This window comes from Streptomyces sp. NBC_01260, assembly GCF_036226405.1.
Classification (GTDB): domain Bacteria; phylum Actinomycetota; class Actinomycetes; order Streptomycetales; family Streptomycetaceae; genus Streptomyces; species Streptomyces laculatispora.
In genome coordinates this window covers 6,846,473-6,873,307 of sequence record NZ_CP108464.1, presented here as the reverse complement: position 1 = coordinate 6,873,307, position 26,835 = coordinate 6,846,473, and the positions used below count along the sequence as shown (strand labels likewise).

General features: G+C 70.6%; 20 protein-coding genes. 4 read left to right on the top strand and 16 right to left on the bottom strand.

Annotation, left to right across the window (positions count from 1 at the left end; translation table 11 throughout):
• Nucleotides 1–1,467: a Gfo/Idh/MocA family protein gene (locus OG322_RS30665; RefSeq protein WP_123468895.1), complete on the bottom strand. Its 1,467-nt coding sequence runs from the start codon at nucleotides 1,465–1,467 to the stop codon at nucleotides 1–3.
• A 331-nt stretch (nucleotides 1,468–1,798) separates the two neighbouring features.
• Entirely contained in the window at nucleotides 1,799–2,884 is a 1,086-nt protein-coding gene (locus OG322_RS30660; protein ID WP_329307261.1) for a S1 family peptidase, read from the bottom strand.
• A 417-nt stretch (nucleotides 2,885–3,301) separates the two neighbouring features.
• Here OG322_RS30660 and OG322_RS30655 point away from each other — a divergent pair, with 417 nt between their 5' ends.
• Nucleotides 3,302–4,177 (top strand): alpha/beta fold hydrolase, encoded by an 876-nt coding sequence (locus OG322_RS30655; protein WP_123468899.1) that lies wholly within the window; start codon nucleotides 3,302–3,304, stop codon nucleotides 4,175–4,177.
• Nucleotides 4,178–4,224: 47 nt separating this feature from the next.
• On the opposite strand, the gene fxsT is transcribed toward OG322_RS30655, so the two are convergent.
• From fxsT to fxsA, 4 genes are all read right to left on the bottom strand, one after another.
• Nucleotides 4,225–8,160, bottom strand: a complete 3,936-nt coding sequence (fxsT, locus tag OG322_RS30650) for an FxSxx-COOH system tetratricopeptide repeat protein (protein ID WP_123468903.1) — start codon at nucleotides 8,158–8,160, stop codon at nucleotides 4,225–4,227.
• On the bottom strand, nucleotides 8,144–9,502 hold the full coding sequence (gene fsxC / locus OG322_RS30645; RefSeq protein ID WP_398913472.1) for an FxsC protein: 1,359 nt from the start codon (nucleotides 9,500–9,502) through the stop codon (nucleotides 8,144–8,146). Before fsxC ends, fxsT begins: the two co-directional genes overlap by 17 nt.
• Before the next feature lie 211 nt (nucleotides 9,503–9,713).
• A complete protein-coding gene (fxsBH, locus tag OG322_RS30640; RefSeq protein WP_329307260.1) occupies nucleotides 9,714–11,951 on the bottom strand; it encodes a radical SAM/SPASM protein FxsBH, inactivated beta-hydroxylase extension form in 2,238 nt (745 codons plus the stop codon).
• A gap of 74 nt (nucleotides 11,952–12,025) precedes the next feature.
• Nucleotides 12,026–12,193 carry an FxSxx-COOH cyclophane-containing RiPP peptide gene (fxsA, locus tag OG322_RS30635; protein WP_221198180.1) on the bottom strand — a complete coding sequence of 56 codons (168 nt, stop codon included), beginning with the start codon at nucleotides 12,191–12,193 and terminating at the stop codon, nucleotides 12,026–12,028.
• 256 nt (nucleotides 12,194–12,449) lie between these two features.
• Between fxsA and OG322_RS30630 the strand changes: the two genes are divergently transcribed.
• Nucleotides 12,450–13,346 carry a DUF4231 domain-containing protein gene (locus tag OG322_RS30630; protein WP_123469802.1) on the top strand — a complete coding sequence of 299 codons (897 nt, stop codon included), beginning with the start codon at nucleotides 12,450–12,452 and terminating at the stop codon, nucleotides 13,344–13,346.
• A 26-nt stretch (nucleotides 13,347–13,372) separates the two neighbouring features.
• Here the strand turns inward: OG322_RS30630 and OG322_RS30625 are convergent, their stop codons facing one another.
• The 8 genes from OG322_RS30625 to OG322_RS30590 all read right to left on the bottom strand — a co-directional run bounded on the left by OG322_RS30625 (nucleotide 13,373) and on the right by OG322_RS30590 (nucleotide 22,084).
• Nucleotides 13,373–13,852 carry a hypothetical protein gene (locus tag OG322_RS30625; RefSeq protein ID WP_185095661.1) on the bottom strand — a complete coding sequence of 160 codons (480 nt, stop codon included), beginning with the start codon at nucleotides 13,850–13,852 and terminating at the stop codon, nucleotides 13,373–13,375.
• 229 nt (nucleotides 13,853–14,081) lie between these two features.
• Nucleotides 14,082–14,981 (bottom strand): S1 family peptidase, encoded by a 900-nt coding sequence (locus OG322_RS30620; RefSeq protein ID WP_123468909.1) that lies wholly within the window; start codon nucleotides 14,979–14,981, stop codon nucleotides 14,082–14,084.
• A gap of 254 nt (nucleotides 14,982–15,235) precedes the next feature.
• Complete coding sequence (locus OG322_RS30615) at nucleotides 15,236–16,036, bottom strand: DUF1684 domain-containing protein (protein ID WP_123468911.1); 801 nt, start codon at nucleotides 16,034–16,036, stop codon at nucleotides 15,236–15,238.
• Nucleotides 16,037–16,040: 4 nt separating this feature from the next.
• Nucleotides 16,041–17,381: an NtaA/DmoA family FMN-dependent monooxygenase gene (locus OG322_RS30610; RefSeq protein WP_329307259.1), complete on the bottom strand. Its 1,341-nt coding sequence runs from the start codon at nucleotides 17,379–17,381 to the stop codon at nucleotides 16,041–16,043.
• Nucleotides 17,378–18,457, bottom strand: coding sequence for an LLM class flavin-dependent oxidoreductase (locus OG322_RS30605; RefSeq protein WP_123468915.1), 1,080 nt, complete (start codon nucleotides 18,455–18,457; stop codon nucleotides 17,378–17,380). Before OG322_RS30605 ends, OG322_RS30610 begins: the two co-directional genes overlap by 4 nt.
• 60 nt (nucleotides 18,458–18,517) lie before the next feature.
• Nucleotides 18,518–19,270 carry an amino acid ABC transporter ATP-binding protein gene (locus OG322_RS30600; RefSeq protein WP_123469805.1) on the bottom strand — a complete coding sequence of 251 codons (753 nt, stop codon included), beginning with the start codon at nucleotides 19,268–19,270 and terminating at the stop codon, nucleotides 18,518–18,520.
• A gap of 109 nt (nucleotides 19,271–19,379) precedes the next feature.
• Complete coding sequence (locus OG322_RS30595) at nucleotides 19,380–21,221, bottom strand: FAD/NAD(P)-binding protein (protein WP_123468917.1); 1,842 nt, start codon at nucleotides 21,219–21,221, stop codon at nucleotides 19,380–19,382.
• A complete protein-coding gene (locus tag OG322_RS30590; protein ID WP_124286468.1) occupies nucleotides 21,218–22,084 on the bottom strand; it encodes an amino acid ABC transporter permease in 867 nt (288 codons plus the stop codon). The genes OG322_RS30595 and OG322_RS30590 overlap by 4 nt, the downstream gene beginning before the upstream one ends.
• Before the next feature lie 515 nt (nucleotides 22,085–22,599).
• Between OG322_RS30590 and OG322_RS30585 the strand changes: the two genes are divergently transcribed.
• Nucleotides 22,600–23,541 (top strand): ABC transporter substrate-binding protein, encoded by a 942-nt coding sequence (locus OG322_RS30585; protein WP_329307258.1) that lies wholly within the window; start codon nucleotides 22,600–22,602, stop codon nucleotides 23,539–23,541.
• A gap of 7 nt (nucleotides 23,542–23,548) precedes the next feature.
• Here the strand turns inward: OG322_RS30585 and OG322_RS30580 are convergent, their stop codons facing one another.
• Nucleotides 23,549–24,871, bottom strand: a complete 1,323-nt coding sequence (locus OG322_RS30580; protein WP_329307257.1) for a DUF5685 family protein — start codon at nucleotides 24,869–24,871, stop codon at nucleotides 23,549–23,551.
• 246 nt (nucleotides 24,872–25,117) lie between these two features.
• Here OG322_RS30580 and OG322_RS30575 point away from each other — a divergent pair, with 246 nt between their 5' ends.
• Nucleotides 25,118–25,561 carry a cell division protein SepF gene (locus tag OG322_RS30575; RefSeq protein WP_123468923.1) on the top strand — a complete coding sequence of 148 codons (444 nt, stop codon included), beginning with the start codon at nucleotides 25,118–25,120 and terminating at the stop codon, nucleotides 25,559–25,561.
• A 36-nt stretch (nucleotides 25,562–25,597) separates the two neighbouring features.
• On the opposite strand, the gene OG322_RS30570 is transcribed toward OG322_RS30575, so the two are convergent.
• A complete protein-coding gene (locus OG322_RS30570; RefSeq protein ID WP_123468925.1) occupies nucleotides 25,598–26,809 on the bottom strand; it encodes an acyl-CoA dehydrogenase family protein in 1,212 nt (403 codons plus the stop codon).
• Nucleotides 26,810–26,835: the final 26 nt, after the last annotated feature.

Here is a 26,835-nt window from a genome sequence, read left to right as displayed (position 1 = left end):
TCAGACGACGGGGGGCATCTCGGTGGTGCGCGAGTCGAGGCCGGTGCGCAGGTTGACCCAGGAGCCGCGGGTGAAGTCCGGGATGTCGACGGGACGGCCCTTGGCCGCGAGGGACTTGACGCTCAGCGGAACCGGCGCGCACCACGACGCGGAGTCGTACACGTCGATGTCGGGGACCAGTCCGGCCCGCATCAGCTGGACCGTGCGCCACTGGAGGATGTAGTCCATGCCCCCGTGGCCGCCGTTCTCGGCCTCGTCACCGAGCTCCTTCCACAGCCAGTGGTCGAACTCCTTGCGGTACGCGTCGAAGTCGCGCCACGTGTCGCCGCCGTGATCCGGCTCGACGTAGATGCGTCCACCGGTGGGCGAGGTGCCCGCGTAGTCCTCGAAGATGCCCCGGCTGCCCACGAGTGAGTTGATCCTGCTGTACGGGCGGGGTGAGCTGACCGCGTGCTCGGCCCGGATCATCCGGCCCTTCGCCGTCTCGATCTGGCAGGTGACGAGGTCACCGTTGATGTACGTCTCGTTCCAGGACGGGTGGGACTTGGGCATGAAGCGCTCGCGGTAGTCGGCGAGCCCCTTCGCAGCGGTCGCGGTGGCCTTCAGCGTGGTCATCCGGTCGCCGCGGTTGATGTCCATGGCCGCCGCGATGGGGGCGAGACCGTGCATGGCGTAGAAGGACGCGGTGGAGCGGGTGTGCCAGAGGCGACGCCAGGAGTCGGTGTAGTACGTGTCCGAGAAGAGCAGGGAACGCAGGTCGTGCATGTAGCCGCCGTGCCCGTTGGTGACATCGCCGAACAGGCCCTCGTGGGCCATCTTGAGCATGGCCAGCTCGTTGCGGCCGTAACTGCAGTTCTCGGACAGCATCAGGTTCCTGCGGGTGCGTTCCGAGGTGTCCACGAGGTCCCACAGCTCCTCGAGCCGGGTCGCGATGGGCAGCTCGACGACGACGTGCTTGCCGGACAGGAGCGCGGCCCTGCCCTGCTCGTAGTGGAATTCCCAGGGCGTCGCGATGTACACGAGATCGATGTCGTCGCGCTTGAGCATCTGCGCGTAGGAGTCGGCGGAGCCGCCGAACTCCGCCGGACGCGCCTTCCCGGCGGCGACGAGCTGGTCCGCGGTGCGCTTCGCACGGTCGGCGCGGATGTCGCAGACCGCCGCGACGACGCAGCCGGGGATGACGGACCAGCCCGTGGTCATCCCGGAGCCCCGGTTGCCGAGCCCGATGACACCGACGCGGACCGTCTTGTGAGGCTCGAAGGGGACGTTGACCATGGACTTCTGACCGGCCCGGCGACGGGGGCCGGCGGCCCCGGCGAGTGCGGAAGCGGAAGCCGTTCCGGATACGGATCCGGACGCGGGAGCCGCTGAGGCGCTCCCGGCGGATCCGATCCCTGCGGCGAGGGCCCCTGCGGCCAGTGTTCCTCCCAGGACCAAACGGCGTGAGACTTCGGGGGTTTCGGGCATGCGACAACGCTCCTCGATACTCGACCGGCATCACTGGCGTGGACGACTCTCGCGGGAATGTCCGCGACATGTCAAGAGTTGTTCATCGCCATCACGTTTCGAGCATTAGCGAGCATGTGCCTTCAGGGGGGGCAAAAGACCCGTCGGCACCCTTCTCTCTCCCCTCTCCCCCTCACAACCGTCTTCACGTCCGCGCGGCGGCCGAGCACCGCGGGCTCGGCGAGCAGGCGCAGACGCGGGGGCCCTCGTTGACCGCGCCTCGCACCCGCGCGAACACAGAGGAATGGCCCCCGGCATCGCCGGGGGCCATTCACCACTGCGGGAAGAGCTGTCAGCCGATCTCCGCCCCGAAGGCCGCCAGCGCCTCCGGCACCGGCTGGAAGAACGTCTCGCCGCCCGAGGAGCAGTCGCCGCTGCCGCCCGAGGTCAGCCCGATCGCCGTGTCACCGGCGAAGAGTGAGCCGCCGCTGTCGCCGGGCTCGGCGCAGACCGTCGTCTGGATCAGCCCGTTGACGATGTCGCCGTTGCCGTAGTTGACCGTGGCGTCCAGCCCCGTCACCTGGCCGTCGTGCACCTGGGTGGTGGAACCGCTGCGCGTCACCGTCATCCCGACGGTCGCCTCGCCCGCCTTGGTGATCGGCTGGGTGGAGCCGTTGTAGAGGTCGACCTCGCTGGGGTGCGCGGTGCCCGAGGTGTACTTCACCAGCCCGAAGTCGTTGTCCGGGAAATCCGAGCCCGCGTTGGTGCCGATCTCCCCGCCGCCCTGCGAGTCCGACCAGTTGGAGATCGCCTCGGTGCAGTGCCCGGCGGTCAGGAAGTACGGTTCGCCGCCCTTGACCACGTTGAAGCCGAGCGAGCAGCGCCCGCCGTCGCCCCAGATCGCGTCGCCGCCCGCGATGAGCGGCTTGAACTCCCCGGCGGACTTCTTGAGCCGGGCCTTGCCGCCCAGCCCCTCGACCACCGAGCTGAGCCGGCTCAGCTCGGCGCCCTTGACCGTACGGTCGGCGGTGACGACGACCCTGTTGCTGACCGGGTCGACGGCCCATGAGGTGCCGGGGATCGCGGCCTTGCCGGCCAGGGTCTGCCGGGCCGACTTCAGCTCGGCGAGCGAGTTCTGCACGACTCTGGCCCGGCCGCCCGCCTGCCGCACCTGCTCGGCGGCGGCCTGGTCGACCACGTTCATCACCAGGTTCTTCGACTTGGCGTCGTAGTACGAACCCGCCGCGTCGGCGCCCAGGTCCTTCCCCAGACCGGTGGCGAGCTTTCCGGCCGCGTCGGCCGTCAGTGTCCGCGCGGTGACCTCAGGCGTTCCTTCACTGGCGTTCGCACTCTGGAACGTCGCTCCCGCTGCGACCAGGGCGACCACCGCCGAACCCGCCAGCACTGCACGCTTCCTGGATATGCGTCGATGCTTCAACTTCGACCTCCTGTGGGGCCGCGCACGGGTGATGTGGGGTCGCCCGTACACGGAGGATGGGGCGCCCACTATTCCGACGGAGCAGATAGCACACAAGGCCGACTTCAGGACGCACACATGACAACACCCCTTCGGTCTCCTCGCGTTCACTTACCGGAGGTCAGGCCTTGCCGATCCCTTCTGCGAACACCCGGTGCGATCGTCCGTTCAGCAGCGGGTGAGGACTAGTCCTGTCCGGTATTCACCCCTGCGGGTCCGGTTGTCGATGCGTCCGGCGAAATCGCGCCCGCGCGCCCCCTCGACGCGCCCCGTATTCGTTCAACGCGCAGTCCCAATAAGCGCTTTGATGGTCCATCATCGAATCATTGCGGGGAAAGCCGGGCACGTCGTGCCCGCACGGACACAAGGAGGCGCGGAGTGCGCAGTCGCGTGCGCGCAACCGACGGACGGCAACTGGTGGTGGAACGTCTGGGGGATCCTCGTGGCAGACCGGTCTTCCTGCTGCACGGAATGCCCGGCAGCAGGCTCGGGCCGGCTCCGCGCGGCATGGTGCTCTACCAGCGCAAGACGCAGCTGATCACCTACGACCGGCCGGGATACGGCGATTCCGACCGGCAGCCGGGCCGCTGTGTCGCCGACGCGGTGGAGGACGTCCGGGCCATCGCGGACCATATCGGGATCGAACAGTTCGCCGTCGTGGGCCGGTCCGGCGGCGCCTCTCACGCCCTGGCCTGCGCCGCGCTGATGCCCGAACGGGTCACCCGTACCGCGGCCCTGGTGGGTCTGGCCCCCTGGGACGCCGTCGGCCTCGACTGGTTCGACGGGATGGCCGCCTCCAATGTGGAGGCGTACACCACTGCGGCCGACGATCCGGACGGGCTCGCGGAGTCGTTCATCTCACGGTCCGCCGTGATCAGAAGGGATCCGGTCCGGCTCATCGACGATCTGCGCCGGGAGCTGACCGACTCCGACCGGATGGTGGTCAACGACGCCGGCGTCCGCACCATGCTGTTGCGGAACTACCGTGAGGGATTGCGCACTTCGGCGTACGGCTGGATCGACGACGCGCTCGCGTTCAGCCGTCCCTGGGGGTTCGACCCGGCCGACATCACCGGTCCGGTGCTGTTGTGGCACGGCGAGAAGGACGTCTTCTCACCGGTCGGGCACACCCGCTGGCTGGCGAGCCGCATTCCGGGCGCCACCGTCGTGGTGGAGCCGGCGGCAGCGCATTTCGACGCGCTGCACGCGCTCCCCCGGATCCTCACCTGGCTGCTGGACACGACGGAGCGGTGAGCAGCGGGGGCGGGAGCGTCCGGCGACGGCCGGACGCTCCCGCTTCCTCATACCGCGAGCGGTTCCAGTTCACGCTGGAACCGGCGCTCGTCCCGGGCGATCCGGGTGAGCGGATGTTCGTCGCCGAGCTGCCGGGTCAGCTCCTCGACCGTCTCCGCCCTGATCTGGAGCGCCTCGTCCTTGCGCCCCATGGCGTCGAGCGTGACCGCCATGTTCGACTTCATGGCCAGTGTCTCCGGGTGATGCGCCCCCAGGGCCACCCGGAACTGTCCGGCCAGCTGCCGCTCGGTCACCAGCACCAGGTCCAGATCGCCCCGGTCCGCGGTGGTGTTGGCCAGGTTCATCACGCTGAACAGCGTGTTGGGGTGCTCCCGCCCGTACACCTCCCGCATCGAGGCGACCACCCGGGTCAGCACCAGCTCCGACTCCTCGGCCTCACCGGCCCCCAGGAGGTAGACGCCCAGGTTGTTCAGCGCGGCCAGAGTGTACGGATGCTTCTCTCCCGGCACCTTCATGTACTGGTCGACGACCTCCCGGGCGGTATCCCTGGCCTCGCCCGCCTCTCCGGCCGCGAACAGGTCGGCCGCCAGATTGAGATCGCAGGCCAGCGACTCCGGGTTGGCGGAGGTGTACTTGGCCCGGTACCGGGCCCGGGTCGCCACCGTGAGCCGGCGGGCGTCCTCCAGCCGCCCCGCCCGGCGCAGCGACACGGCCAGGGCCTTCGCCGCGCTGAGGGTGCCGGGGAAGGACCGGCCGAGGGTGGCCTTGTAGCTGTCGTACGTACGGCTCAGCAGGCCCACCGAGTCCTCGTACCGGCCGACGTCACGCAGGTCGCGGGCCAGACTCATGGCCGAGGAGAGGCTGTAGGGGTGTTCCTCGCCGAGCACCTCCCGGCGCCGGTCGAAGACGTCCTGGTCGATCTCGCGTGCCTTGGCGTACTGGCCGATGGACCGCAGGGTGAACGCCAGGTTGTTGGCCGCGGCCAGGGCCCTGGGGTGCGAGTCGTGGAAGATCTGGTTGAACCCGTCGGTCGCCTCGGTCGCCAGCTCGATCGCCCGGGTGTACTCCCCGAGCGTCCCGAGGTCCGTCGCCAGGCTGCTGGTGCTCATGTACGTGTGCGGATGCTCCGGGCCCAGCACCTCCCGCTGGGTCGCCAGGGTGATCTCGTCGAGCTCCCTCGCCTCCACGTAACGGCCGCGCGAGCGGTAGATGTTGGACAGGTGGAAGCAGAGGTAGAGGTACTGGATGTCCCGCTCCCCCAGCGTCTCGCGCCAGATCTCGCGCAGCTCCTCGCAGAGCGTGGTGGCCGTCCTGAAGTCACCGCGCTTCCACAGGTAGCGGACCCGGTCGATCAGCAGCCTGCGGGCTTCCGGCTCCTTGCAGTTGCGCGCGTCGGACGGGCCGAGGTGCGGCCATATGGTGGCGAACTGGGGCCAGTTGGCCGGGTTGTCGATCGGCTCGTCGTCATCGGGCCGGGCACCCGCCAGAATGCGGTGGACGGCGTGCCGGGCGTCCCGCTGCTCCTCCTGACTGAGCTGCGCCCGGATGACGGCCTGGACAAGCCGGTGCACCTGGATGGAGTTGGAGACCTGGTCGACCTTGGCGAGGGCGAACCGGCCGATCTCCCGGATGACCCGGCCCAGTACCAGCTTCTCCTGGAGCGAGGCGTCGTACGGCTTCAGCGCCTCGATCATCTCCTTGCTGTACAGCAGGTTCCCCGAGATCGGCTCGGGGGCGAAGAAGGCGCAGAGCTGGAGCAGCCGCACCGCGGCGGGCGAGCGCTCCTTGAGGCGTTCGATGGAGATGTTCCAGGTCGCGGCGACCGGCTCCGGGTAGCCGGCCGGCTGGTTGAGCGCCAGGACCTCCGGCGCCTGCTGGGCCAGCTGTTCCAGATAGGTGTCGATCGGGGTGGCGGTCTCCGCGATCCAGGCCGCGGCCTGTTCGACGGCGAGCGGCAGGTCCCCCACCGCGGTGGCCACCTGGGCGGCGTCCTCGTCGCTCAGCCCCGGTGCCCGGCGCTGGAGGTGTTCGATGGACTCCTCACGCATGAAGACGTCGACGGGCAGTGCGTCGCCGTGCTGGGACCAGGCCTGGTTGCGGGAGGTGACCAGGATGTGCCCGGAGCCGCCCTGCGGGAAGTAGCGGCGGAGCCGTTCCGGGTCGTCGGCGTTGTCGAAGACCAGCAGCCAGCGGTCCGACGGCACCCCGCGCCGCAGCAGGTCGACCGCCTCCTGGGAGGCGGCCGCCATGTCGTCACCGCCCTGGGCACCGAGCCGGACGGCGAGTTCGGCGAGACCGGCGACCACGTCGTCGGTCTGCTCGGACGATATCCACCAGACCAGGTCGTAGTCGGCCATGAACCGGTGCACGTACTCCAGGGCGACCTGGGTCTTGCCGACGCCGCCGAGCCCGTACAGCGTCTGCGGCTGCGGCAGCACGACGGCCATGCCGCCGCCGAGCTGGTCGCGCATCCGCTCCAGGACCATGGAGCGGCCGGTGAATCCGGGGTTGCGCGGCGGTGCGTTCCAGATCCGCGGGACGGTTCCGGGGAAGCGCGGTCCGGGCGACACCCCGTCCGTGACCTGCACGGGCCGGTCCAGGGCCCGTAACAGGGCAGCTGTGGCGTGCACCTCGTCGAGCCGGAAGAGGTCGACGGGGTTGCGGTCGATGTAGGGCGCGGACAGCCGTACGTCACCGACCCTGAGCGGCACCAGATGGCGCCGCCCGCCGCCCGGGTCCTCGGCGACGGCCCGGTCCCACAGGCTCACCGCACGCTGCGACTTGAGGTAGGCGCTGGAGAGCAGCACCACGGTCCGGGCCGCGTTCTCGGCGGTGACGGCCGCGGGTTCCTGCGGCCCCCGCTCGGCGGACACATCACGCGGCACGACCCGGAAGCCGGCCCGGGTGAGCGCGGACTCGATCCAGTCGGCCCACATCCGGTTCTCCGCCACGTAGCAGAGGAAGAGGTCGGCGGGCAGGGCGGGCCGGCGCCGCGTGAACGCGTCACGGATGCGCAGCCGTACCTCCTCGCCGATCGGGGGCATCGAGGTGATCTGCCGGTCGGTGATGACGGAGGTGAGCCGTTCGAAGGCGGAGAGCAGCGAGTTGGTGAGCCCCGCCTCGTCCCCGAAGGTGGCGAGTGTCTCCTCGTACGCGTAGTAGGGGCGGTACGGAATCTCCACCGCGCCCCAGTAGGCGGTGAGTTCGTCGCCGGACAGATCGCGCGGCAGCCGGTCGAACTTCAGCCGGGCCAGGGCCCGTCCGGCGTCCGCCTTCTCCTTCTCGCCCTCGTCGATGCGCATCGGGACGGGGAAGATGGAGATCTGGCGGCCGGTGTACCGCTCGGAGATCTGCCGGGCGACCGAGGCGGCGCCGTCGATGGACTGGTCGCTGAGGGTGAAGCAGTCGACGAGCACGTCGGGCAGATGGACCGTGCAGATGTCGGCGATGTCGCTGAGACCGGTGCGGCTGTCGATGAGGACGTAGTCGTAGTTGGCCTTCATGTCGTCGCGCAGCGCGTCGAAGAAGTGGCCGCCGCCGAGGCGGTCGTAGAAGTTGTCCCAGTCGAAGGTGGAGACGGTCGCCGAGTATTCGCGGTTCTGCCGTCCGGCGGAGACGAAGTCGAGCGTTCCGCCCTGCGGGAACTCCCAGCCGAGCGCCTCGGGAGTGAGGGAGACCGCGTGCGGCTGGATCCGGGCGTACTCCCGGTGCCAGTCGTCGGCCCGCTGCACCGGGCTGGTCGCGGCCCAGGCGTACTCGGTGATCAGATCGATGACGCCGGTGGTGGCACCGAGGGTCGAGGGGTCGAGGAACGGGTGGAAGAACCGGTGGAGGCCGGGCGCCTCCAGATCCCAGTCGACAGCCAGTACCCGTTTGCCGTTGGCGGCGAGAATCCAGGCGGTGTTGGCAAGGGCCATGGTGCGCCCGGTGCCGCCCTTGTACGAGTAGAAGGTGACGATGCGCCCGTCACGACTGGCCGTCATCCGTGTCCTCCGCATCCGTCGCAGCGTCATGTGTTCCAGGGATGTACTGGGTCTGCGCCATGGGTCCCATCAGCCGCGTCCGTTCGGTGTGACCTCCGCCGCCGGTGGCGGGCAGATAGACGGCCGCATGTCTCAGGTACTGCTGGGCGGCCACCTCGACCACCTGCGGCAGGATCTGGCCGAAGGCCTCCATGCTCGGTACCCCCTTGGCCGCGGCGCGACAGTAGGCCCGCCCCTGGCGCATCTTGGTCGGCATGGTCCGTTCGAGCTTCGCGGTCAGCTCCGCCTCGGCGGCTCTGCTCTCGTGGTCGTCGCGGTTCCACGGGACGACCATCGTCACCCAGGGGCGGTTCTCCGCGTCGAAGGCGGCGAGCCGGCGGCACCGGTCCTCGTCCTGGAGCGCCCAGCGGTCGACGAGCAGGATCTCCGGCGTGGTCGGGGGCTGTTTGCCTCCCTGGTGGCCGGGTTCCTCGTCGAAGGACGCGACGGTGGCCTGGTAGTTGAGGGAGCGCACCAGGTCCTCGGCGACATAGGCCAGGGGGCGTGCGGCATCCGGATGGTAGGGGTTCCAGTCCTGCGGGTTGTCGCCGTAGTAGTCGGCGTTGCGCCCCTCGGGCAGGTCGTGGCGGGTGGCGGCGGCGATGGTGACCTGCATCGGGCGGGGTCCGCCGGCTCCGCTGCCCGTCGAGCCGAAGGCACTGGGGGCGAGCCGGTAGTCGACGGGCCGGCCGGTGCCGATCCGTACCGTGTCGGCGACGCTGACGATGCGCTTGGCGAGTTCGTACACCGCGCGCTCGTAGTCCTCGGCGAAGAGCCTGAGCTTGATCAGCCCGTACAGCCCGTCGCTGACGTAACGGTCCCCGAAATCACGGTGGTTGAACTGTAATCGCTCGGCCGGTCCGGGGAGCTGGCTGGGCGGTACCGGCACCCAGAGCGCCGGGACGATCGCCTCGGCCGACTGGTTGGAGCGGGCCCGGTAGTGGATGGCGCGCTGGGCGAAGGCGTACCACTCCTTGCCGCACATCTCGCTGGCGAAGTAGCGCGGCGAGAACAGTGGGACGAACACCCGGCAGGTGGCGAGCACCTCACCGAGCCGTTCCGACCAGCCCTCGCCGGAACGTATCTCGCGGTCGATGAACCCCGCCGGCGCGCCGGCGGGCAGATCGGTCATGGCCATCACATGGCCGCAGAGATCCTGGAAGAGCCGTTCGACCCACATGTCGGGGTCCGTTCCACCGCCGTACCCCGGTGTGTGGGCGTAGCTCAAGAAGAAGTACGGCCGATGGTCCGCCGCTCGCTGCTGCGTCGTCGCGTGCACACGACCCCCGTCCTGTGTGAGCACCCGCACTCGATGAGTGAAGAGAATGCGAGCGAATTCATCATTCCGGAGCGGACCTTGCTCCACCCCCATGGCGTTCGGTCATTCAACGCCACTTTTCAGTCATCTGCGCCCAGCCCCTATCGATCACACTCGTGATCGGATTCGGTCTGCGCCCGTTCCTCCCAGTTGTCCCGACTCCGCGGGCGGTCTTCCTCGAACCGGAATCCGGTATTCAGAATTCTTTCCGCATCAGGGTCAGCAGCTGTTTCCCGCCGACGGTGAGTTCGGCCGCCCCCTCCAGCGTGTCGAGCGCCTGCGGCACTCCGTCCCGATACCGGGGGTCGAATGCCGCGAGCGCCAGCCGTTCATATGCACCCGCCAACAACCGGGAAAACGGAACCAATTCCTCCCCCCAGGGCATTCGATGTTCCCAGGAGCCGTCCGCCGCGTAAAGATCCGTGACGTCCACAAGTGCGCGGAATCCGGCCCGCCGTACTCCGCGCACCAGCGCGAGAGCGAGCGTTCCCGCCTCGTCGTCCGCTCCGATGCCCAGCGCGCCGTGCCCGTGCCGCCCCACGGAGGCTTCGCCCGGCTTCAGGCCGGTCAGCGGCGTGAGCGTCAGCGGTCCGCCGGCGGAGCGCGCTCCGTACTCGGGAGCCCGCTCCTCGATCAGCGCCCAGGCCCCGGTGAGCGCGGCGGCCAGCCGGCCGGCCGCTGACGCGTCGAGCGCGGCCGCGGCGGGCTCGGCGAAGCAGTCGCGGTACGGATCGAGGTCGTCGATCACGAAGCCGGGCCCGCTCCCGGGCAGGGCGTACCCGCGCACCGGAAGCCAGCCGGGGACCGCCGGTCCGGGCCACTCGATCCGCCGCTCGCCCGATCCCCCGTCCCGCCCGATCAGGAAGCCGCCCTCGACGGCGCGCACCCGGGCCGTGCCGTGCTCCCCCGCACCGTCGACGGCCACCCGGCCCAGGGTGGGCAGGACCAGCCCACCGTCCCGGTAGGGCACCGGCACCCAGACGTCGCGCCCCGCCCGCACGACGGCGGCCGCCAGACGGGCCGGCAGGCCGTCCGCGGCGTCCGAGGCGGCCCCCGGCCGGTCCTCGTGCAAGGCGTCCAGCGCGTCGAGCAGCCAGGTGCGGGTGTACGGGTGGGCGAGCACGTGGTCCAGGCCGCCGGAACCCTGCTCCGAGCCGTCCAGAACGGCCGCCAGTTCCCATGCCGCCGCCCACCGCTCGCCGCCCCGGCCGTCCAGGTCTCCGTTGAGCCGCGCCAGCAGCGTGCGGGTGAGGTCCTCCTGGGCCGCGAGCAGTTCGCCGCGATCGGCCACCGCGGGCGCGACCGAGTCCGCCGGCGTACGGGCCTCGATGCCGCGCACCAGGGCGGCGAGATCGTGGCAGTACACGGACGGGTTGTCGAACCCCTCGTCCGGACCCGCGGAGCTGTAGCGGTGGGTGTACAGGCCGCCGCCGCACGAGCGTACGACGGGGCAGCGGCGGCACGTCTCGCTGACGCCCGCCAGCCCCAGCTGTCTGGCCCGCACCCCGGGATGCGCCGCGACCTCGTCGAAGGCATGCGTGAAGACGTCGAACCCGGTGGCCGCCGCGCCCTCGTAGGCGCTCTTGAGCGAGTCGACCTGTTCCAGGCTCCCGTCGGTCTCGACGACGACGAGGTCCGTGGGGGCCAGGCCCAGGGACTCGGTGAGGCTCGGTCCGCCGTTCAGCGTGGAGAGGACCGAGGAGAAGATCCGCACCGGAACCGGCCGCCCCAGCTCCTGCCAGCGGTCATGGACCGCGAGGAGCCAGTCGGCGTAGGCGGTGGGCGATCCGTCCGGACGCGGCGGCGGGTCGTCCCAGGTGGCGTGGGGAAGCAGGAAGTCGATGTGCGGCGGTTCGAGTTCGGTGAGGGCGTCCAGGACCGCGCGCGGGTCGTTCTCGATGTCGATGGTGCACAGGAGACCGAGGTTGAGATGGCGGTAGCGCTCCTGCCGGAGCAGTTCGACGGCCTTGAGCACCAGGGGGTGGCTGCTGCGTCCGTCGGCGAAGCGGCGGTGGCGGTCGTTGGCCGCGCGGTCGCCGTCGAGGGAGATGCCGACCTTGACGTCGTACTCGCTGAAGAGGTCGAGATAGCGCGGGCTGAGCTGCAGACCGTTGGTGTGGATCCGGAGATCGAGCGCGGCGACGCCGTCGAAGGCGGAACTCAGCTCTTCGCAGATGCGCCGCAGCCGGGCGGGGCCGGCGAGCAGAGGCTCCCCTCCGTGCAGGATTACTGACACGGAGGGCAGTGCGTGTGTCTTGGCATGCTCAGCCAGGCGCTGAGCAGTCCGGAAAATGACTCCATCAGAGATTGTTTTCGGACGGGTTCGCCAGCTCTGATCGGCATGTTCGTAGACATAGCAATGGTCACAGGCAAGGTCGCACCTGCTGTGAACCTTGAGAACTACTTCACGGAAAGGGACCAGGGGTCCTGTCATTCACCCAGTCTAGCCAGCCCGGAAGGGGTGATCCGGCAACCGGCCGCACCGGAGGAGTGATCCGTCGTACGGGGTCAGAGGGCGGAGTTGAAGGTGGCTGCCCGGAGGGAGCGACCGGCGGAGGCGACATGCACCCGACCGAGCTTCCTGGCAGCTTCGCCACCACGCGCGTCGATCGCGGTGAGCGGCACACGGCTCTTCTTCGCAACGGCGAAGGAGAGGGAGGATTCAGAGGTCTTCACGGCCGTCCTTGAGGGGGTTCGTTCCAATGGAATGGTTCCGGACAGGAAACCAGCGTTGGTACCTGCACCATTGCAGTGTCCGGCGGCACGACTTTACTCTCATGGCCTCGGTTGGCAACTGAGGACGGCTACTTGGAACAAGAGCGTCACACGGGACCTGCCCCGATCAAGCGGAACTACAGGTTCCGCCATCGGAGTGACCACATAACCGCAGACGGGAGTGAACATGACGGCGATTCCCGGACCACTGCAGAGCATGGTCTTCAGGAACGCTGATCTGCCCGAGCTCTTTCACCACACGGATGCCATTGCGGTCGCACGCCAGCGGGAGGCCGTGAATACCACCCGCTGGCAGCTGATACTGCTGGTCGCGGGCACCGTACCGGCCGCGCTCCCCTGGCGCGCCGAGGTCGCGGGCAGGCTCCAACTCAGCGACTGCGCGGCAGCGTTGGCCTACCTGGGCGTCCTGATCGCGACCTACCTCACCTCTCGGCGGAAAGCAAAGTCGCATTGGCAACTTAATCGCTCCGCGGCGGAGTTCATCAAATCGATGTGCTGGCGTTACTCCGTGCACGGCTCACCTTTCGACACCGGCACCCAGCACCCTGAGGCGGTGTTCGCCAATCGCCTCGAAGAGGGCCTCCAGGAGCTCCGCAAGGTGGGCTGGTCCGATCCCCGGGACCGGACCGCCGATTCCGGAGGTCTCATCACCGATTCCATGCACGCATTACGGGACAAGGCATTCACCGTGCGCAAGGAGACCTATGTACGGGACCGGCTGATCGAACAGCGCAGTTGGTACCGCAGGCGCCAGGAGGTGTCCCGCCGGGCCACCGTGGTCTGGTCGACCACCATCGCCGCCCTGACGGCTCTCGCCCTGGTCCTCGCCCTGTTCAGGGCGTTCTCCGTGGGCCAGTCCTTCGCGCTGACCGGGGTGCTGTCCGCCGCCGCCGCGGCCTGTCTGGCCTGGGCCGAGATGCGCCGCCACCACCCGCTCATCTCGGCCCACTCCCTGGTGGAGAAGGATCTCGAGTCGATGCAGGTCGCGATGGAGACCACGCTGAACGAGCGCCAGTGGCCGCGGGCGGTGTTCGAGACCGAGCGCATCGTCTCCCCCCAGCACACCGACTGGCTGGCCCGGCACCAGATGTGACGGACCGAGCGGCCGCCCCGGTCAGGTCAGGCGCGTACGACCCCGTCGCGCCAGATCACCGTGACCGGGCGGCCGAGCTCACGGGCGTAGGTCACGATGTCGCCCGTGCCGCCGAGGCCGCGGGCGGGCAGTCCGTCCCAGACGGCGAGCAGCCGGTCGCAGTGGTCGGCGATATAGGCGCCGGCCGCGTAGTACGCCTCGTCGGTGGAGTGCGGGTAGTCCAGCCGGACCTCCCGCGCGGCGCGGGCCTTGAGGCTCCGGTAGCGGGCCAGTTCGGCGCCGTCGGCGAAGCAGGCCTCGTAGTCGCCGCTGGGGATGACCGCGGTCAGTTCGGCGCCGTGGGCGAGCGCGAGGTCGGCGAAGAGCTGGTCCGCCCCCACGGCCAGGCTGGACAGTGCCTCCACCGAGCCGTCGAAGGCGCTGAGCGCCGCACGCATCGCGGCCAGCACATGGGCGTGCACCTCTCGCGGAATGCTGCGGTGGCCGGTCACTCCGATGCGATTCACGGACCTGGATCCCCCTGGGGTCTCTGCCGGGGGTTCCCGGAGGGCATCCCTCCGGGAGGCACAGTGTCCGCCCCCGTTGTTCCTGCGCGACCGTCCTGTGCCACATCCTCTCAAAAGCCGCGGGGTCAGCGGGAGCCCCCGCCCGGAATTCGGGCGGGGGCTCGGCGTGTTCGACTTGCCCTTTCGAGGCAGGGGCCGGTCCCGGGGGACGGAACCGGCCGCCCGGGTGTCAGTAGACGCTGACGCCGTACGCGCTGAGCGCCTCGGTGACCGGCTGGAAGAACGTCGTGCCGCCCGAGGAGCAGTTGCCGCTGCCGCCCGAGGTGAGGCCGATCGCCTTGGAGCCGGAGTAGAGCGGACCGCCGGAGTCACCGGGCTCCGCACACACGTTGGTCTGGATCATGCCGTAGACGACATCACCGCCGCCGTAGTTGACCGTGGCGTTGAGCGCGGAGACCGTACCGCTGTGGATGCCGGTGGTGGAGCCCCGGCGGGTGACGGACATGCCGACCGTGGCATTGGCCGCGCTGGTGATGTCGACGCTGCCCACGGTGCCCTCGTGGGAGACCGAGGCGTTGTCGTAGCGCACCAGGCCGTAGTCGTTGGTCGGGAAGCTGGACCCGACCGTCGCACCGATGCTCGTCGAGTTCGACGAGTTGCTGTAGAACGGCGGGCTGCCTTCGGTGCAGTGGCCGGCCGTCAGGAAGTAGTAGGTGCTGCCGCTGCGGACGTTGAAGCCCAGGGAGCAGCGGAAGCCGGGCCCGTAGACAGCGTCACCGCCCGAGAGCAGCTTGCGGATCTTGCCGGACGTGCGTTCGACACTCAGGGCGCCCGCGTTGGCGCCCGCGGAGTCCTTGATCTGCTGGATCTCCGCCGCGGAGACCGTACTGTCGACCGTGACCACGACCTTCTTGGTCGCGGGGTCGACGGTCCAGGCGGTGCCGGCCACGTCGGCACCGAGGACGGCGTCGGCTGCGGCGGAGAGCTGGTTCGCGCTGTACGTTCCGGGGGAGCTGGCCTGTGCGCTGGGGACGGCGAGCGCGGCGACCGCTATGAGACCTGCGGCAATGGCAACAGCCCTGCTGCGTCTCGCGGTACCGCTGAGGGGGGTGGTGCGCTTGATCCTCACTTGTCATTCCTCCCGAGGGGGGTTGGGGGTCCGCCCGTGGGGTGGCCGGACCCGTGAGGCGCAGTCAGCCGCACGGCAGGCTGACCGGATTCCGGATCTGCCGTGCTCCTGACAAGCGCTGCTCGGGAGTATTCAAGGCGTCAACTTCCCGCGCAAGAGGGCCTCTTGGCCTGAGCTTTGCCCCGCACCCATGCGTCCGGCCCCGGCACACCACGCGGGCCGGGGCCGGACATCGCCGGAACGGAGGCGGTGATTCAGCCGTCGACCCGGTTCCGCTCCCCCGCCTCGACGGCCACGGGAAGGGTGTTGCCGGGCGGCGGGAAGGGGCAGATGAAGTGGTCCGCGAAGGCGCAGGGCGGCAGCAGCGCACGGTTGAGGTCGACCGTCACCGTGCCGTCGGCGGCCGGGGCGGCGGGCCGCAGGAACCGGAAGCGGTAGCTACTGTTCCCGCTGGTGGCGTCGGCGAAGACCGCCCAGAGCGAGCCGTCGTGCTCCACGGCGACCTGGAGCGTCCGCTCGACGCCGTCCAGCTCGAAGGCGATCTCCCCGCCGAGGCCGAGTCCGCGCTCGACGCCGTCGGCGTTCTCGACCCGGACGGTGCGGGAGGTGTCGTACGGGCGGAAGGTGCCGGGCAGCGCCCAGCGCGGGTCGTAATGCGTGGCCTGGATCGCGCGGAAGGCCCGCCGCGCCGCGGAGTCCGGGTCGAAGTCCCGTACCGCCCAGAGCCCTTCTCGGCTCAGCACGAACAGCCGCCGCTCGCCGTGGGCGACCCGGGACCCGCCGATCGGACCGCGGTCGGCGCCGAGCCGGACCTGTCCGGTGAACGGCTTCCCGTCGACGGTCAGCCCGTCCTCGGGACCGGCGGTGAGCTCCAGCTCGTCGCCGTCCTCCCGCCACTGCCCCTCAATGGCCGGAATTCGGCCTTCCGGGTAGTCGGAGAGCCAGTGCGTGCCGGTGAGTGAGAGCGGTCCGTACGGTGCCGAGACCGTGGCGGTGCGCTCCTCGTGCCAGTGGTCCCAGTCCCGCGCTGCCTGCTGCTGTGCGTCCGTGCTCATGGGCTCAACCTTTCCATACGGGCTCCGCGAGCCCGAGGTGCGACCGGAGTGTGGAACCGGTGTACGCGGTGCGGAAGACCCCGCGCTCCTGGAGGAGCGGGACGACCTCGTCGACGAAGTCGTCGAGCCCGCCCGGGGTGAGGTGCGGTACGAGGACGAAGCCGTCGGCGGCTTCGGCGGCGACGTATTCGGCCAGCTCCGCCGCGACGGTCCGCGGGCTGCCGATGAACGACCGCCGGCCCGTCGCCTCGATGACCGTCTGCCGGATGGAGAGCCCCTTCTCCCGGGACAGCGCGCGCCAGCGGGCCGCGACCGCGAGGGCGTCGCCGGTCCTGACCCGGCCCTGGACCAGCGCCGCATCGGGAACAGGGTCGCTCTCGGGGAGCGGCCCGTCCGGATCGTACGAGGAGAGGTCCTGGCCCCAGACCTGCTCCAGGGCCAGCATCGCGTGCTGCGGCGAGATCTGCTGACGGCGGATCTCGGACGCCTTCTCCTGCGCCTCGGCGTCGCTGTCGCCGAGCACGAAGCCGACGCCGGGCATGATCTTCAGCTCGTCGGGCTCCCGGCCGTACTTCGCCAGTCGTGCCTTGACGTCCGCGTAGAAGGTGCGGCCCGCTTCCAGGGTGCCGTGCCGGGTGAAGATGATGTCGGCGGCGGACGCGGCGAACTCCCGGCCCTCCGGGGAGTCCCCGGCCTGGATGACGACGGGGTGGCCCTGCGGGGGGCGCGGGACGGTGAACTCTCCCTCGACGCGGAAGTGCTCGCCGCGGTGGGCGAAGCGGCGCGGGGTGCCGTCGGGGGTCCAGGAGTCCCACAGCCCGCGGGCGGTGGCGACGAGTTCGGCGGCGCGGGTGAGGGGGTTCCCCTCTGTTCGAGCGGAGCCGAGGGCTTGGGGGAGGCCGGCCCGGTTCAGACAGCCGCCGCGGCGGAAGTTCTCACCGGTGAAGGCGTCGGACGAGGTGACGACGTTCCACCCGGCCCGGCCGGCGCTGAGGTGGTCGAGGGTGGCGAGCCTGCGGGCCAGTTCGTAGGGCTCGTTGAAGGTGGCGTTGACGGTCGCGGCGAGGCCGAGCCGGTCGGTGACGGCGGCCAGCGCGGCCAGCACGGTGAGGGGCTCGGGGCAGCCGGCCACGTCCAGGTCGTGGATCAGCCCGTTGTGCTCACGCAGGCGCAGCCCCTCGGCGAGGAAGAAGAAGTCGAACAGGCCGCGTTCGGCCGTACGCGCGAGATGTTCGAAGGAGGAGAAGTCGATCTGGCTGCGGGACCGGGGGTCCGCCCAGACGGTGGTGTTGTCCACACCCGGGAAGTGGGCGGCGAGATGCAGCTGTTTCGGGGCGGTCGTCATGTCCGTTCTCCTTGGAGGACACGGCCCGGGGCGTACCGGCTGGCCGGGCGGGCCAGGCCCAGGTGCTCACGGAGGGTTCCGCCGGGGTGGAAGGTGCGGAAGAGGCTGCGGTGCTGGAGCAGGGCCACCGTGCCGTTGACGATCCGTTCGAGATCGCGTTCGGGGGTGATCGGTGTGAGGTGGAAGCCGTCCACGGCCCCGGCGCGGTGCCACTGGGTGATCAGATCGGCGAGGTCGACCGGGCCGCCCCGGTAGTACGTGCCGTGCGCGGCGAGCGGTGGCCCGCTCTCCAGTCCTGGTTCCGGGGCGGATTCGGCGTCGCCGAGGTCGACGGTGAGCGCGGCGAGCACCCGGAGGGTGTCGGGGTCGCGCCCGTGGGCGGCGGCGCGGCGGCGCACATCGGCCCGGATACCGGCGGTCCGCTCGGGTGTGGTGGCCCGTACGAGTACGACGTCGGCGTGGCGGGCGGCGGTCTCCCGGGCCGGGTCCGCGGTGCCGTCGACGACGGTGACCGGGCGGCCCTGCGGGGGCCGGGGCACGATGGCCGGTCCGCGGACGCTGAACGTGGCCCCCTCGAAGTCGACATGGTGCAGCTTGTCGCGGTCGATGAAGCGACCGGATGCTGTGTCCCGGATCTCGGCGTCGTCCTCCCAGCTGTCCCAGAGCCGCGCACCGGCGTCCGCCACCTCGCCGGCCTCGCGCCACAGCTCGGCGGCGGGTGCGGCCGGGCGGCGGCCGAACAGCCGGGCCTCGGCCCCGGTCGTCGACACGTCCACCTGCCAGCCCGCGCGGCCCCGGCTCACCCAGTCCAGGGTGGCCACGGCGGACGACACATGGAACGGCTCGGTGTGCGTGGTGGTGACCGTCGGAACGAGCCCGACCCGGCGGGTGGCCGGTGCCACCCGGGACAGCACGGCGAGCGCGTCGGGTCCCGGCCGGGCGAACGAGTCGCCGAGGGTGACGAAGTCGAGGGCGCCGCGCTCGGCGAGCCGGGCCAGGGCGGTGTAGTGCCCGGGGTCGTAGCGGGGCGGGCCGCCGATCTCGGCGGCCAGGTGGAGGGGGCGGATCGGAGGCATGGCGGGCCCTTTCGGCACGGTTCGAAGGCGGTCCCGGTCACAGGACCTTGGCATTCCGGGTCACAGGACCTTGGAGAGGAAGGCGCGGGTGCGCTCGTGCCGGGGGTGGTCGAGCACGTCGGCGGGCGGGCCCTGTTCGACGATCCGTCCCTCGTCCATGAAGACGACGGTGTCGGCGGCCTCGCGGGCGAACCCGATCTCGTGGGTGACGACGATCATCGTGGTGCCGCGGTCCGCCAGGTCCTTGATGACGTCGAGGACCTCACCGACCAGTTCGGGGTCGAGCGCGGAGGTGGGTTCGTCGAAGAGCAGCAGCTTCGGTTCGAGGGCGAGTGCCCGGGCGATGGCGACGCGCTGCTGCTGGCCGCCGGAGAGCTGCCGGGGGTAGGCCCGCGCCTTGTCGGCGAGGCCGACCCGGTCGAGGAGTTCGTGCGCGGTGGCGGCGGCCCGCGCCCTGGGGCGGCCGAGCGCGGCGACCGGGGCCTCGGTGATGTTCTCCAGGACGGTGAGATGCGGGAAGAGGTGGAAGTTCTGGAAGACGAAGCCGATCCGGGTGCGGCGGCGCAGGACCTCGCGTTCGGGGAGTTCGTAGAGCTTGTCGCCCTTCCTGCGGTAGCCGACGAAGTCACCGCCGACGGTGATCGAGCCGCGGTCCGCCTTCTCCAGGTGGTTGACGGTGCGCAGCAGGGTGGACTTCCCGGAGCCGGAGGGGCCGAGGATCACGGTCACTTCGCCGGGGCGCACGGACAGGTCGATACCCCGCAGCACGTGGAGGGAGCCGAAGCTCTTGTGGACGCCGCGGATCTCCACCATGGTGTCGGCGGGACCCGGGGCGGGGTCGGCGGCCGGGGCGCTCTTCGGTGGACGGCTGGTCGTTGTCATGGGGTTCCTCGGGCGGTTCGGATCGGGGTGCGCGGACCGGTCAGCCATCGGTGCCGGTGAGGCCGCGCAGGAAGGTGAGGGCGGCGCGCGCGGTGGCGTCGTTCTGCCGGAAGGCCGGGCCGCCGGTGCGCGGCCGGGTGAAAGCGCCGCTCGTGCGGGCCGCGGTGTTCGGGCCGAGCGCGAAGCGGCGCGGGTGCGGGCGTCCTTCCTGGTCCAGGATCCGGCCGTCGCCGGGGTCGACCGCGAGCAGTCCGGTGGCGGTGGCGGCGGCGCCGTCCGCGTGCAGCGCCCGGAGCAGGGTGCTGCGGGTGCGTTCCGGCGAGGGGTCCGGCAGCCGGGCCTCGACGAGGGCGCGGGCCTCGATCCGTTCCCCGGGCACGGTGGCGCTGGCGGCCCGGAAGACGCCGTGGCGCTCATCGGCCTCGACCGTCGTCCCGGCGCCGAGGAAGCGGACGACTCCGGCCCGGGAGAGCGCGAGCAACTGCCGCAGCCGGGGGCCCGGCGGACCGGAGGCGAGGTAGCTGAAGAAGCCGTGCCACCAGCTCCCGATGTCGCCGAACCGGATCAACTGGCCGTAGGCGCTGAGCAGTCCGAGGAAGACGGCGAGGTCCTCGCTGTGCCCGGGATCGTGCCGTCGGTCGAGGTCGGCGGCGATGTAGTGGCGCGTCGCCTCCTGGAGGGCGTCGTACGAGGAGTGGCGCACCCCGTCCAGCGGGTGGTCGAGCGCCTCGGTGTCGAGCCGGTCGGCGGGGTCGGGGACGGCCGCGGCGATCAGGGCCCGCAGATCGTCACTTCCGGGCTCGGCGGCCGCGTACTTCTCCTCGAAGGCGGCCCGGTCGGCGGAGGTGCGCTCGGGGTGGGCCGTGAAGAGCCGGTGGTAGTGGGCGTACCCGAGCTCTTTGTCGACATGTGGCCAGATGTCGCGGCGGAAGTCGAGCGGTCCCGCCCGGCTGAGCAGCTCCTCGGTACGGTCGGGGCCGAGGAACCGCGGCAGCGGCGGCCGCTCGCCCTGCCAGCCGTATCCGATCTTGGAGTGGTACGGGACACCGCGCCGTGATCCGACATGCAGGACGGGCTCCTGGCCGGAGGGCACGTAGACACCGTTCTCGTACCGTCCGCCGCGGCCCTCGGTGAGCAGCACCATCAGATCGATGAAGGCGAGTCCGAAGCCACGGACTATGACGGGTTCGCCCGCGCGCAGGGCGGTCAGATCACTGTCGGCGGTGAAGTCGGGCGGCAGATGGACGAGACCGTGCCGGTCCGCGAAGGCGGACAGCCTCTGCTGCTCGGTGTCCGGTTCGGCGTCCAGGTGGCCGATGGTGAGGACCACGAGGTCGGCGACGAGCGGTTCGGCGCGGCCCTCCAGCCGGACACGCTGACGGCCGTCGGGCGGACCGGTGACGCGCAGGGCCCGGCCGCGGTGTTCGTGGACGGTGACCGAGGGCGGGAGGGCGGCCACGGACTGCTCGTACACCCAGCGCAGATAGGCGCCCTGCAGCCGCCGGCTCGGGAAGTCCTGCCCCCTCAACGTCTCGATCTCGGCGCGGAGTCCGGGCTCGGCCGCGTCACCGGACGGCTCGGTCCGCCCCTCGCGCACGTCCGCCGCCCAGGCGTCGAGCGCGGGCCCCGGCCGTACGGGCCCCTCCTGGGGGACGGTGTCGTCGGTGAACATGGTGACGTCCTCGGCCATGGAGTTCATCCACAGCAGCGGCGACTGGTCGTGGCGCCAGATCCGTCCGGCGCCGGGCGGGTACGGGTCGACGAGGTGCAGGTCCAGCGGCCGGTGGCCGTACAGGCCGGGGGCGTTGGCGGCGATGCGCTCGACCAGGCCGGTGCCGCGCGGGCCCGCGCCGATGACGACCAGCGACGGCCGGCCGCTCACCGGGCGTCCGCGGTGCCGCGGGCGTAGTGCCGTTCGACGTAGTGCTGGCCGATGCCGAGCAGTGAGGTCACCACGACGTACCAGAGGGTGGCGACCAGCAGCAGCGGGATGACCTGGTAGGTGCGGTGGTACACGAGCTGGACCGAGTACAGCAGGTCCTGCACGGCGATGATGCTGACGATCGAGGTGCCCTTGAGGGTGCCGATCAGCATGTTCCCGGCGGGCGGCACGATGGAGCGCATCGCCTGGGGCAGCACGATCCGGTGCAGCCGCCGCCACGGGCCGAGGCCCAGGGACTGGGCGGCCTCCAGCTGTCCGCGTTCCACCGAGAGGATGCCGCCGCGCACGACCTCCGCCGCGTACGCGGCCTCGTGGAGCGTCAGTCCGATGACGGCGACCGTGACGGGGCCGAGGAGGTTCACCGTGCGGACACCGAGTATCTCCGGGTAGAGGGCGCCGATGTTGAACCAGAACAGCAGCTGGACCAGGATCGGGGTGGATCTGAAGAGCCAGACGTACCCCCAGCCGACGGCCTGGAGAACGCGGTTGGCGGAGAGTCTGAGGACGGCGAGCAGCGTGCCGAGCGCGAAGCCGAGCACCATGACGAGCGCGGTGAGCCAGAGGGTGAGCCAGAGGCCGCGCAGCACCGCGGTGGTCAGGAAGTAGTCGCCGACGACGTCCCACTGGAAGGCGTCGTTGCGGATGACGGAGTTCAGCGCGAGGGCCAGCAGGGCCAGTACGGCGACGGCCGCGGTCCACTGGCCGGTCCGGCGTACCGGGACGATGCGCAGCCGGCCGGCGTCGTCGTCCTTGAGGGGCGGGGCCGGGAATGCCGGCGGGAGGGTGTCTGTCTGGGCGGACATACGAGGGCTCCGTGGATGCGGCGATCGGACACGGGGCGTGCCCTCGGCACGAACACGACAGCTTGGAACGCGACAGCTCGGAGAACGAGGCGGACCGGGCCCCTCAGCGCGATCCGCCTCCGAGGTAAGCGCTGTTCACAACGGGATGTCAAGCCTGTCCACACTGTGAGCCGTACCCATGGGGCCAGTTGACGGACCACCGGATGCCTGTTCCACTTGGGCCATGCATTCGCAGAAGTGGCTGGTCAAGCGCTCCCACATCGACTTCGGTCGCGTGTGGTCCTGTTCCTGTTGAGCTGACCCCCTGCGTTTCCGCTTTTCTCCCGCTTCTTCCCGCGCCGTGACCGGCGCCTGAGCGTTTCTCCCTGCGTGCCCTCGCGTACGCGACAGCGCATCACCCTCCCCTCGCACTGAGCCCTCCGACGTCGCAGCACGTCTTCCTCCGCCCCGGCCGTGGGCTGCCTCGCGCTGCCCGGCACCCGTCCACGGCCGCCGAAACTGGAGAACCTTCCCTGATGCCCCGTACCCGGCACACCGCTGCCTTCGCGCTGATCACCGCGGCCACGCTGGCTCTCACCGCGTGCGGTTCCGGCGATCCGGCGGCCGCCCCCGCCGGCGCGGCCGGTCCCGCCGCCAAGAACGCGATCCCCACGACCGACGTCGTGTCGGGGGTGAAGCGGGACAAGGCCGCGGCCGGCCTGCTGCCGGCCGCCGTCCGTTCCTCCGGAACCCTGAACATCGCCTCCAGCGTCGGCACCCCGCCCGGTGCCACTTATCTGGCGGACGGCAGGACCCTGGCCGGTACCGACATCGACTTCGCGGATGCCGTGGCCAGGGTGCTCGGCCTGAAGCCGAAACGGGAGGTCGCCGCGTTCGAGGCGATCCTGCCCGCGCTCGGGAGCGGGAAGTACGACGTGGGCACCGGAAACTTCGGGGTCACCGACGAGCGCCGCAAGACGATCGACTTCGTCACCTACCTCAACGACGGGCAGGGCTTCGCGGTCCGCGACGACAGCACGTTGAGCAAGGTCACCGACCTGACCCAGCTCTGCGGGCTGACGGTGGGCACCGCCGCGGGCACCACGTTCGAGGTGACGCTGGAGGAGAACAGGCACCGCTGCTCCGAGGTCGGCGAGAAGCCGTACGACGTGAAGACGTACTCCGACCTGGCCGCGGTCTGGAGCTCGCTCCAGCAGGGGCGGACCGACGTCGTGATGTCGACCATCAACGGGCTGCGGTACGCCGTGAAACAGCAGGAGGGTGTGCGCTTCCTCAACGAGTTCAAGCGCCTCGATGTCGGCTTCGCGTTCAAGAAGGGCACCGTGCTGGCCCCCGCCTTCCGGGCCGCGGTCAACAGTCTCAAGGCGGACGGCACCTATGACCGGATCCTGAAGAAGTGGGGCATCGGCGAGTCGGCGATCGGGACCTCGCAGATCTCGCCGCCCGAGATCAGATGACGCCGACTCAGCAGCCGCAGTCGCAGCCACAGTCGCAGCAGTCACACCCGTCACAGCAATCGCCGCAGTTGCTGCAGCAGTCGCAGCCATCGCAGCAGTCACCGCAGTCGCACCGGCTGCACAGGCCCTCGCGGCGCTGACGGCTCCACGGGTCGTCGAAGGTGCCGCAGCACATCTGGCAGGTACAGGCGAGACCCGCCCACACCAGGCACCCCACGACGAGCCCGCGCCGGTCGCGCGGGGGCTCCGGCGGTGGCTGCGGCGGGCCGAAGGGTGCGCCGGGCCCCGAGGGGGCGTACGGGTTGCCCGGCGGCGGCCCGAACGCCCCCGTGTGCCGCCCTCCTGACGGATGACCGGCTCCGCCCGGCCCCGTGAGCCCCTGGGTCAGCTGGCCCCCCGGCTGATGGGAACAGACGTCCGTGGCGAAGGCCCGGTCCACCGAGCGCCGCAGTTCGTGCGCCAGCAGCACATGCGCCAGTCTGCCGTCGGTGAACTCCGCTTCGCGCAGTGCCAGCCTTACGCCGCGCAGCGCGTCGTCGCACAGCCGCCGGGCCTCGGTGCGCGAGGTGCCGGTCGCGGTGAGCGGGTTCCAGGCGCCCGACACGGCGTCAGCTTCCTGGTCCTCCACGGCATCCAGCAGATGCGCGAGACGCCCGAAGAGGCGTCCCGCCTCGGCCAGCGGCTCGGCGTTCCGCGGCTTGCCCGCGAGTACGGCGGTGTGCGCGAAGGCCGCGGCGGTGGCCGTCTCGGTGGGTTCGGTGACCGTCAGCAGCGGGGTGCCGGGACCCGCGAGCAGTTCGATGCCGGTCTGCCGGTCGACGGCGTCGACGAGCAACGCGGTGTCGAAACCGAGCTGTGCGCCGGTACGCGCCCCGGCGCGGTCCCAGCCCGCCGCCACCCTGCGGGCCGCCGCCGCCACCGGGCGCCGCTTCAACAGGCCGTCCCGGTCGGCGACGTGGTCCCGCACCTTCGCCGACGCCAGCACCAGCGAGACGGCGGCCGCCAGCCTGGCACCCTCACCTCGCGCGACCGGCGCGGTCCGCATGGCGCGCAGCGGACAGGGACCCGCCGTGCGGCGCTGTGCGGGGGTGCGGTCGGTCTGAGCCTCCGTCAGGACCGAGACGATCAGGCCGTCATAGTTCGTGACGATCCGGGCGAATTGCCCATGGTCGGATCGAAGTGCCAGACAGAGCCCGCAGAGATGGGCCATCCACTCGGCCTTGAGCCCCTCCGACAGTCGATGGGTGCAGGGCCTGACTATTCCGAACACGACGATCCCCCGGGTGCCGTTCAGCCGTGCGCCACGCTCGGGCGAGTGCGCGCCGTGCATCGTATCGAGCGCCCCGTTCACCCGTACGCCCCCCACGTCACCCGTACGGCCCGAGCATCATATTTTCTTTCTTCAGGGCCCTTTTGCGGGAGGAACCTTGACGAATCGCCACATCTTCTGCACCAGTACCGTCACGAACGCCCTGCGCGCCGCCTATCCCCTTGGCGCACGATCCGCATCATGGACGACCATAGGGGCACGAAAGAGATGCGGAACGCCAAGGAACCGCGGTGAGAGGAGGCGTCCATGGGATCGGTGCGCAAGGCGAGTGCCTGGCTGGGCCTCGTAGAGGACAACGACGAGCGGTACTACGACGACGACGAGTACTCCGAGGGTGCACGGACCGGGACCGGACAGGCCTGGGTGACCGATCCGCGCGTGCAGGTGGCGTCCGAGGCGGCCCAGGAGACGGGCCGCCGGATCGCCACCGTGACCCCGGACAGCTTCCGGGACGCCCGGAGCATCGGTGAGCTCTTCCGGGACGGCGTCCCGGTGATCATGAACCTCACCTCCATGGACTCCGCCGACGCCAAGCGCGTGGTGGATTTCGCCGCAGGGCTGATCTTCGGTCTGCGCGGGTCGATCGACCGCGTGGCCACCCGGGTCTTCCTGCTGACCCCCGCGGACACCCAGGTGGTCAGCGGCGAAGCCGCCGGCCGGCCGGCCGACGGCTTCTTCAACCAGAGCTGAGCGGGGCGCTCACCGGATCGGTCCGGTCGCCGTCCTTCACCGGAACGCGTCCAGGCCGGTGAGCGCCTTGCCCAGCACCAGCTGGTGCATCTCCACGGTTCCTTCGTAGGTGAGCACCGACTCCAGATTCGTCGCGTGCCGCATCACCGGGTACTCCAGCGAGATCCCGTTGGCGCCGAGGATCGTGCGCGAGGTGCGGCAGATCTCGATGGCCTCCCGCACGTTGTTCAGCTTCCCGAAGCTGACCTGTTCCGGGCGGAGGCTGCCCGCGTCCATCCGGCGGCCCAGGTGGTGGGCGAGCAGGATGCCCTTGTGGAGTTCGACGGCCATGTCGGCGAGCTTGGCCTGGGTGAGCTGGAAGCCGCCGATCGGCTTCCCGAACTGCTCACGGGTCCGCGCGTAGTCGACGGCCGCCTCGAAGCTGGCCCGTGCGGCACCCATGGCTCCCCAGACGATGCCGTAGCGGGCATGGCTGAGACAGCTGAGCGGCCCGCGCAGACCGGTGACGCCGGGCAGCACGGCATCGGCCGGCAGCCGCACCTCGTCGAGGACCAGCTCACTGGTGACCGAGGCACGCAGGGACCATTTGTGCCTGATCTCGGGTGCGGAGAATCCCGGGGCACCGGCCGGCACGACGAAACCGCGGATACCGGCGCCCGCGGTGCCCTCGTCGGTCTGCGCCCAGACGACGGCGACCCCGGCGACCGAGCCGTTGGTGATCCACATCTTGCGGCCGCTGAGCACCCAGTCCTCGCCGTCACGCCTGGCGTAGGTCCGCATCCCGGCCGGGTCGGAGCCGTGGTCCGGCTCGGTGAGGCCGAAGCAGCCGATGATCTCGCCGGCCGCCATGCCGGGCAGCCACTGTCGCCTCTGCTCCTCGGAGCCGAAGCGGTGGATGGCGTACATGGCGAGGGAGCCCTGCACGGAGACGAGCGAGCGGATTCCGGAGTCGGCGGCTTCGAGCTCCAGGCAGGCCAGCCCGTACTGCACGGCGGTGGCGCCCGCACAGCCGTAGCCCTCCAGGGACATGCCAAGGGCCCCGAGCGAACCGAGTTCGCGGGCCAGTTCGCGGATGCCGGGCAGCTCGCCGTTCTCGTACCACTGGGCGATGTGCGGCAGGACCCGGTCGGCGGCCCAGGCCCGGACGGTGTCGCGGATCGCGAGATCCTCGGCGCCCAGGAGGTCGTCGATGCCGATCGGGTCGCGGGGGTCGAAGGGCGGGAGTTTCGAGGACGGAGCGGTGGACATGAGGATGTGCCTCCGGCGGCTCGCAC

Coding starts and splice junctions, on each gene's coding strand:
- OG322_RS30665 (WP_123468895.1), bottom strand. CDS start 1,467: ATGCCCGAAACCCCCGAAGTCTCACGCCGTTTGGTCCTGGGAGGAACA.
- fxsT (WP_123468903.1), bottom strand. CDS start 8,160: ATGACGGCCAGTCGTGACGGGCGCATCGTCACCTTCTACTCGTACAAG.
- fxsBH (WP_329307260.1), bottom strand. CDS start 11,951: ATGACAGGACCCCTGGTCCCTTTCCGTGAAGTAGTTCTCAAGGTTCAC.
- OG322_RS30630 (WP_123469802.1), top strand. CDS start 12,450: ATGGTCTTCAGGAACGCTGATCTGCCCGAGCTCTTTCACCACACGGAT.
- OG322_RS30615 (WP_123468911.1), bottom strand. CDS start 16,036: ATGAGCACGGACGCACAGCAGCAGGCAGCGCGGGACTGGGACCACTGG.
- OG322_RS30610 (WP_329307259.1), bottom strand. CDS start 17,381: ATGACGACCGCCCCGAAACAGCTGCATCTCGCCGCCCACTTCCCGGGT.
- OG322_RS30605 (WP_123468915.1), bottom strand. CDS start 18,457: ATGCCTCCGATCCGCCCCCTCCACCTGGCCGCCGAGATCGGCGGCCCG.
- OG322_RS30600 (WP_123469805.1), bottom strand. CDS start 19,270: ATGGTGGAGATCCGCGGCGTCCACAAGAGCTTCGGCTCCCTCCACGTG.
- OG322_RS30590 (WP_124286468.1), bottom strand. CDS start 22,084: ATGTCCGCCCAGACAGACACCCTCCCGCCGGCATTCCCGGCCCCGCCC.
- OG322_RS30585 (WP_329307258.1), top strand. CDS start 22,600: ATGCCCCGTACCCGGCACACCGCTGCCTTCGCGCTGATCACCGCGGCC.
- OG322_RS30580 (WP_329307257.1), bottom strand. CDS start 24,871: ATGCACGGCGCGCACTCGCCCGAGCGTGGCGCACGGCTGAACGGCACC.
- OG322_RS30575 (WP_123468923.1), top strand. CDS start 25,118: ATGGGATCGGTGCGCAAGGCGAGTGCCTGGCTGGGCCTCGTAGAGGAC.
- OG322_RS30570 (WP_123468925.1), bottom strand. CDS start 26,809: ATGTCCACCGCTCCGTCCTCGAAACTCCCGCCCTTCGACCCCCGCGAC.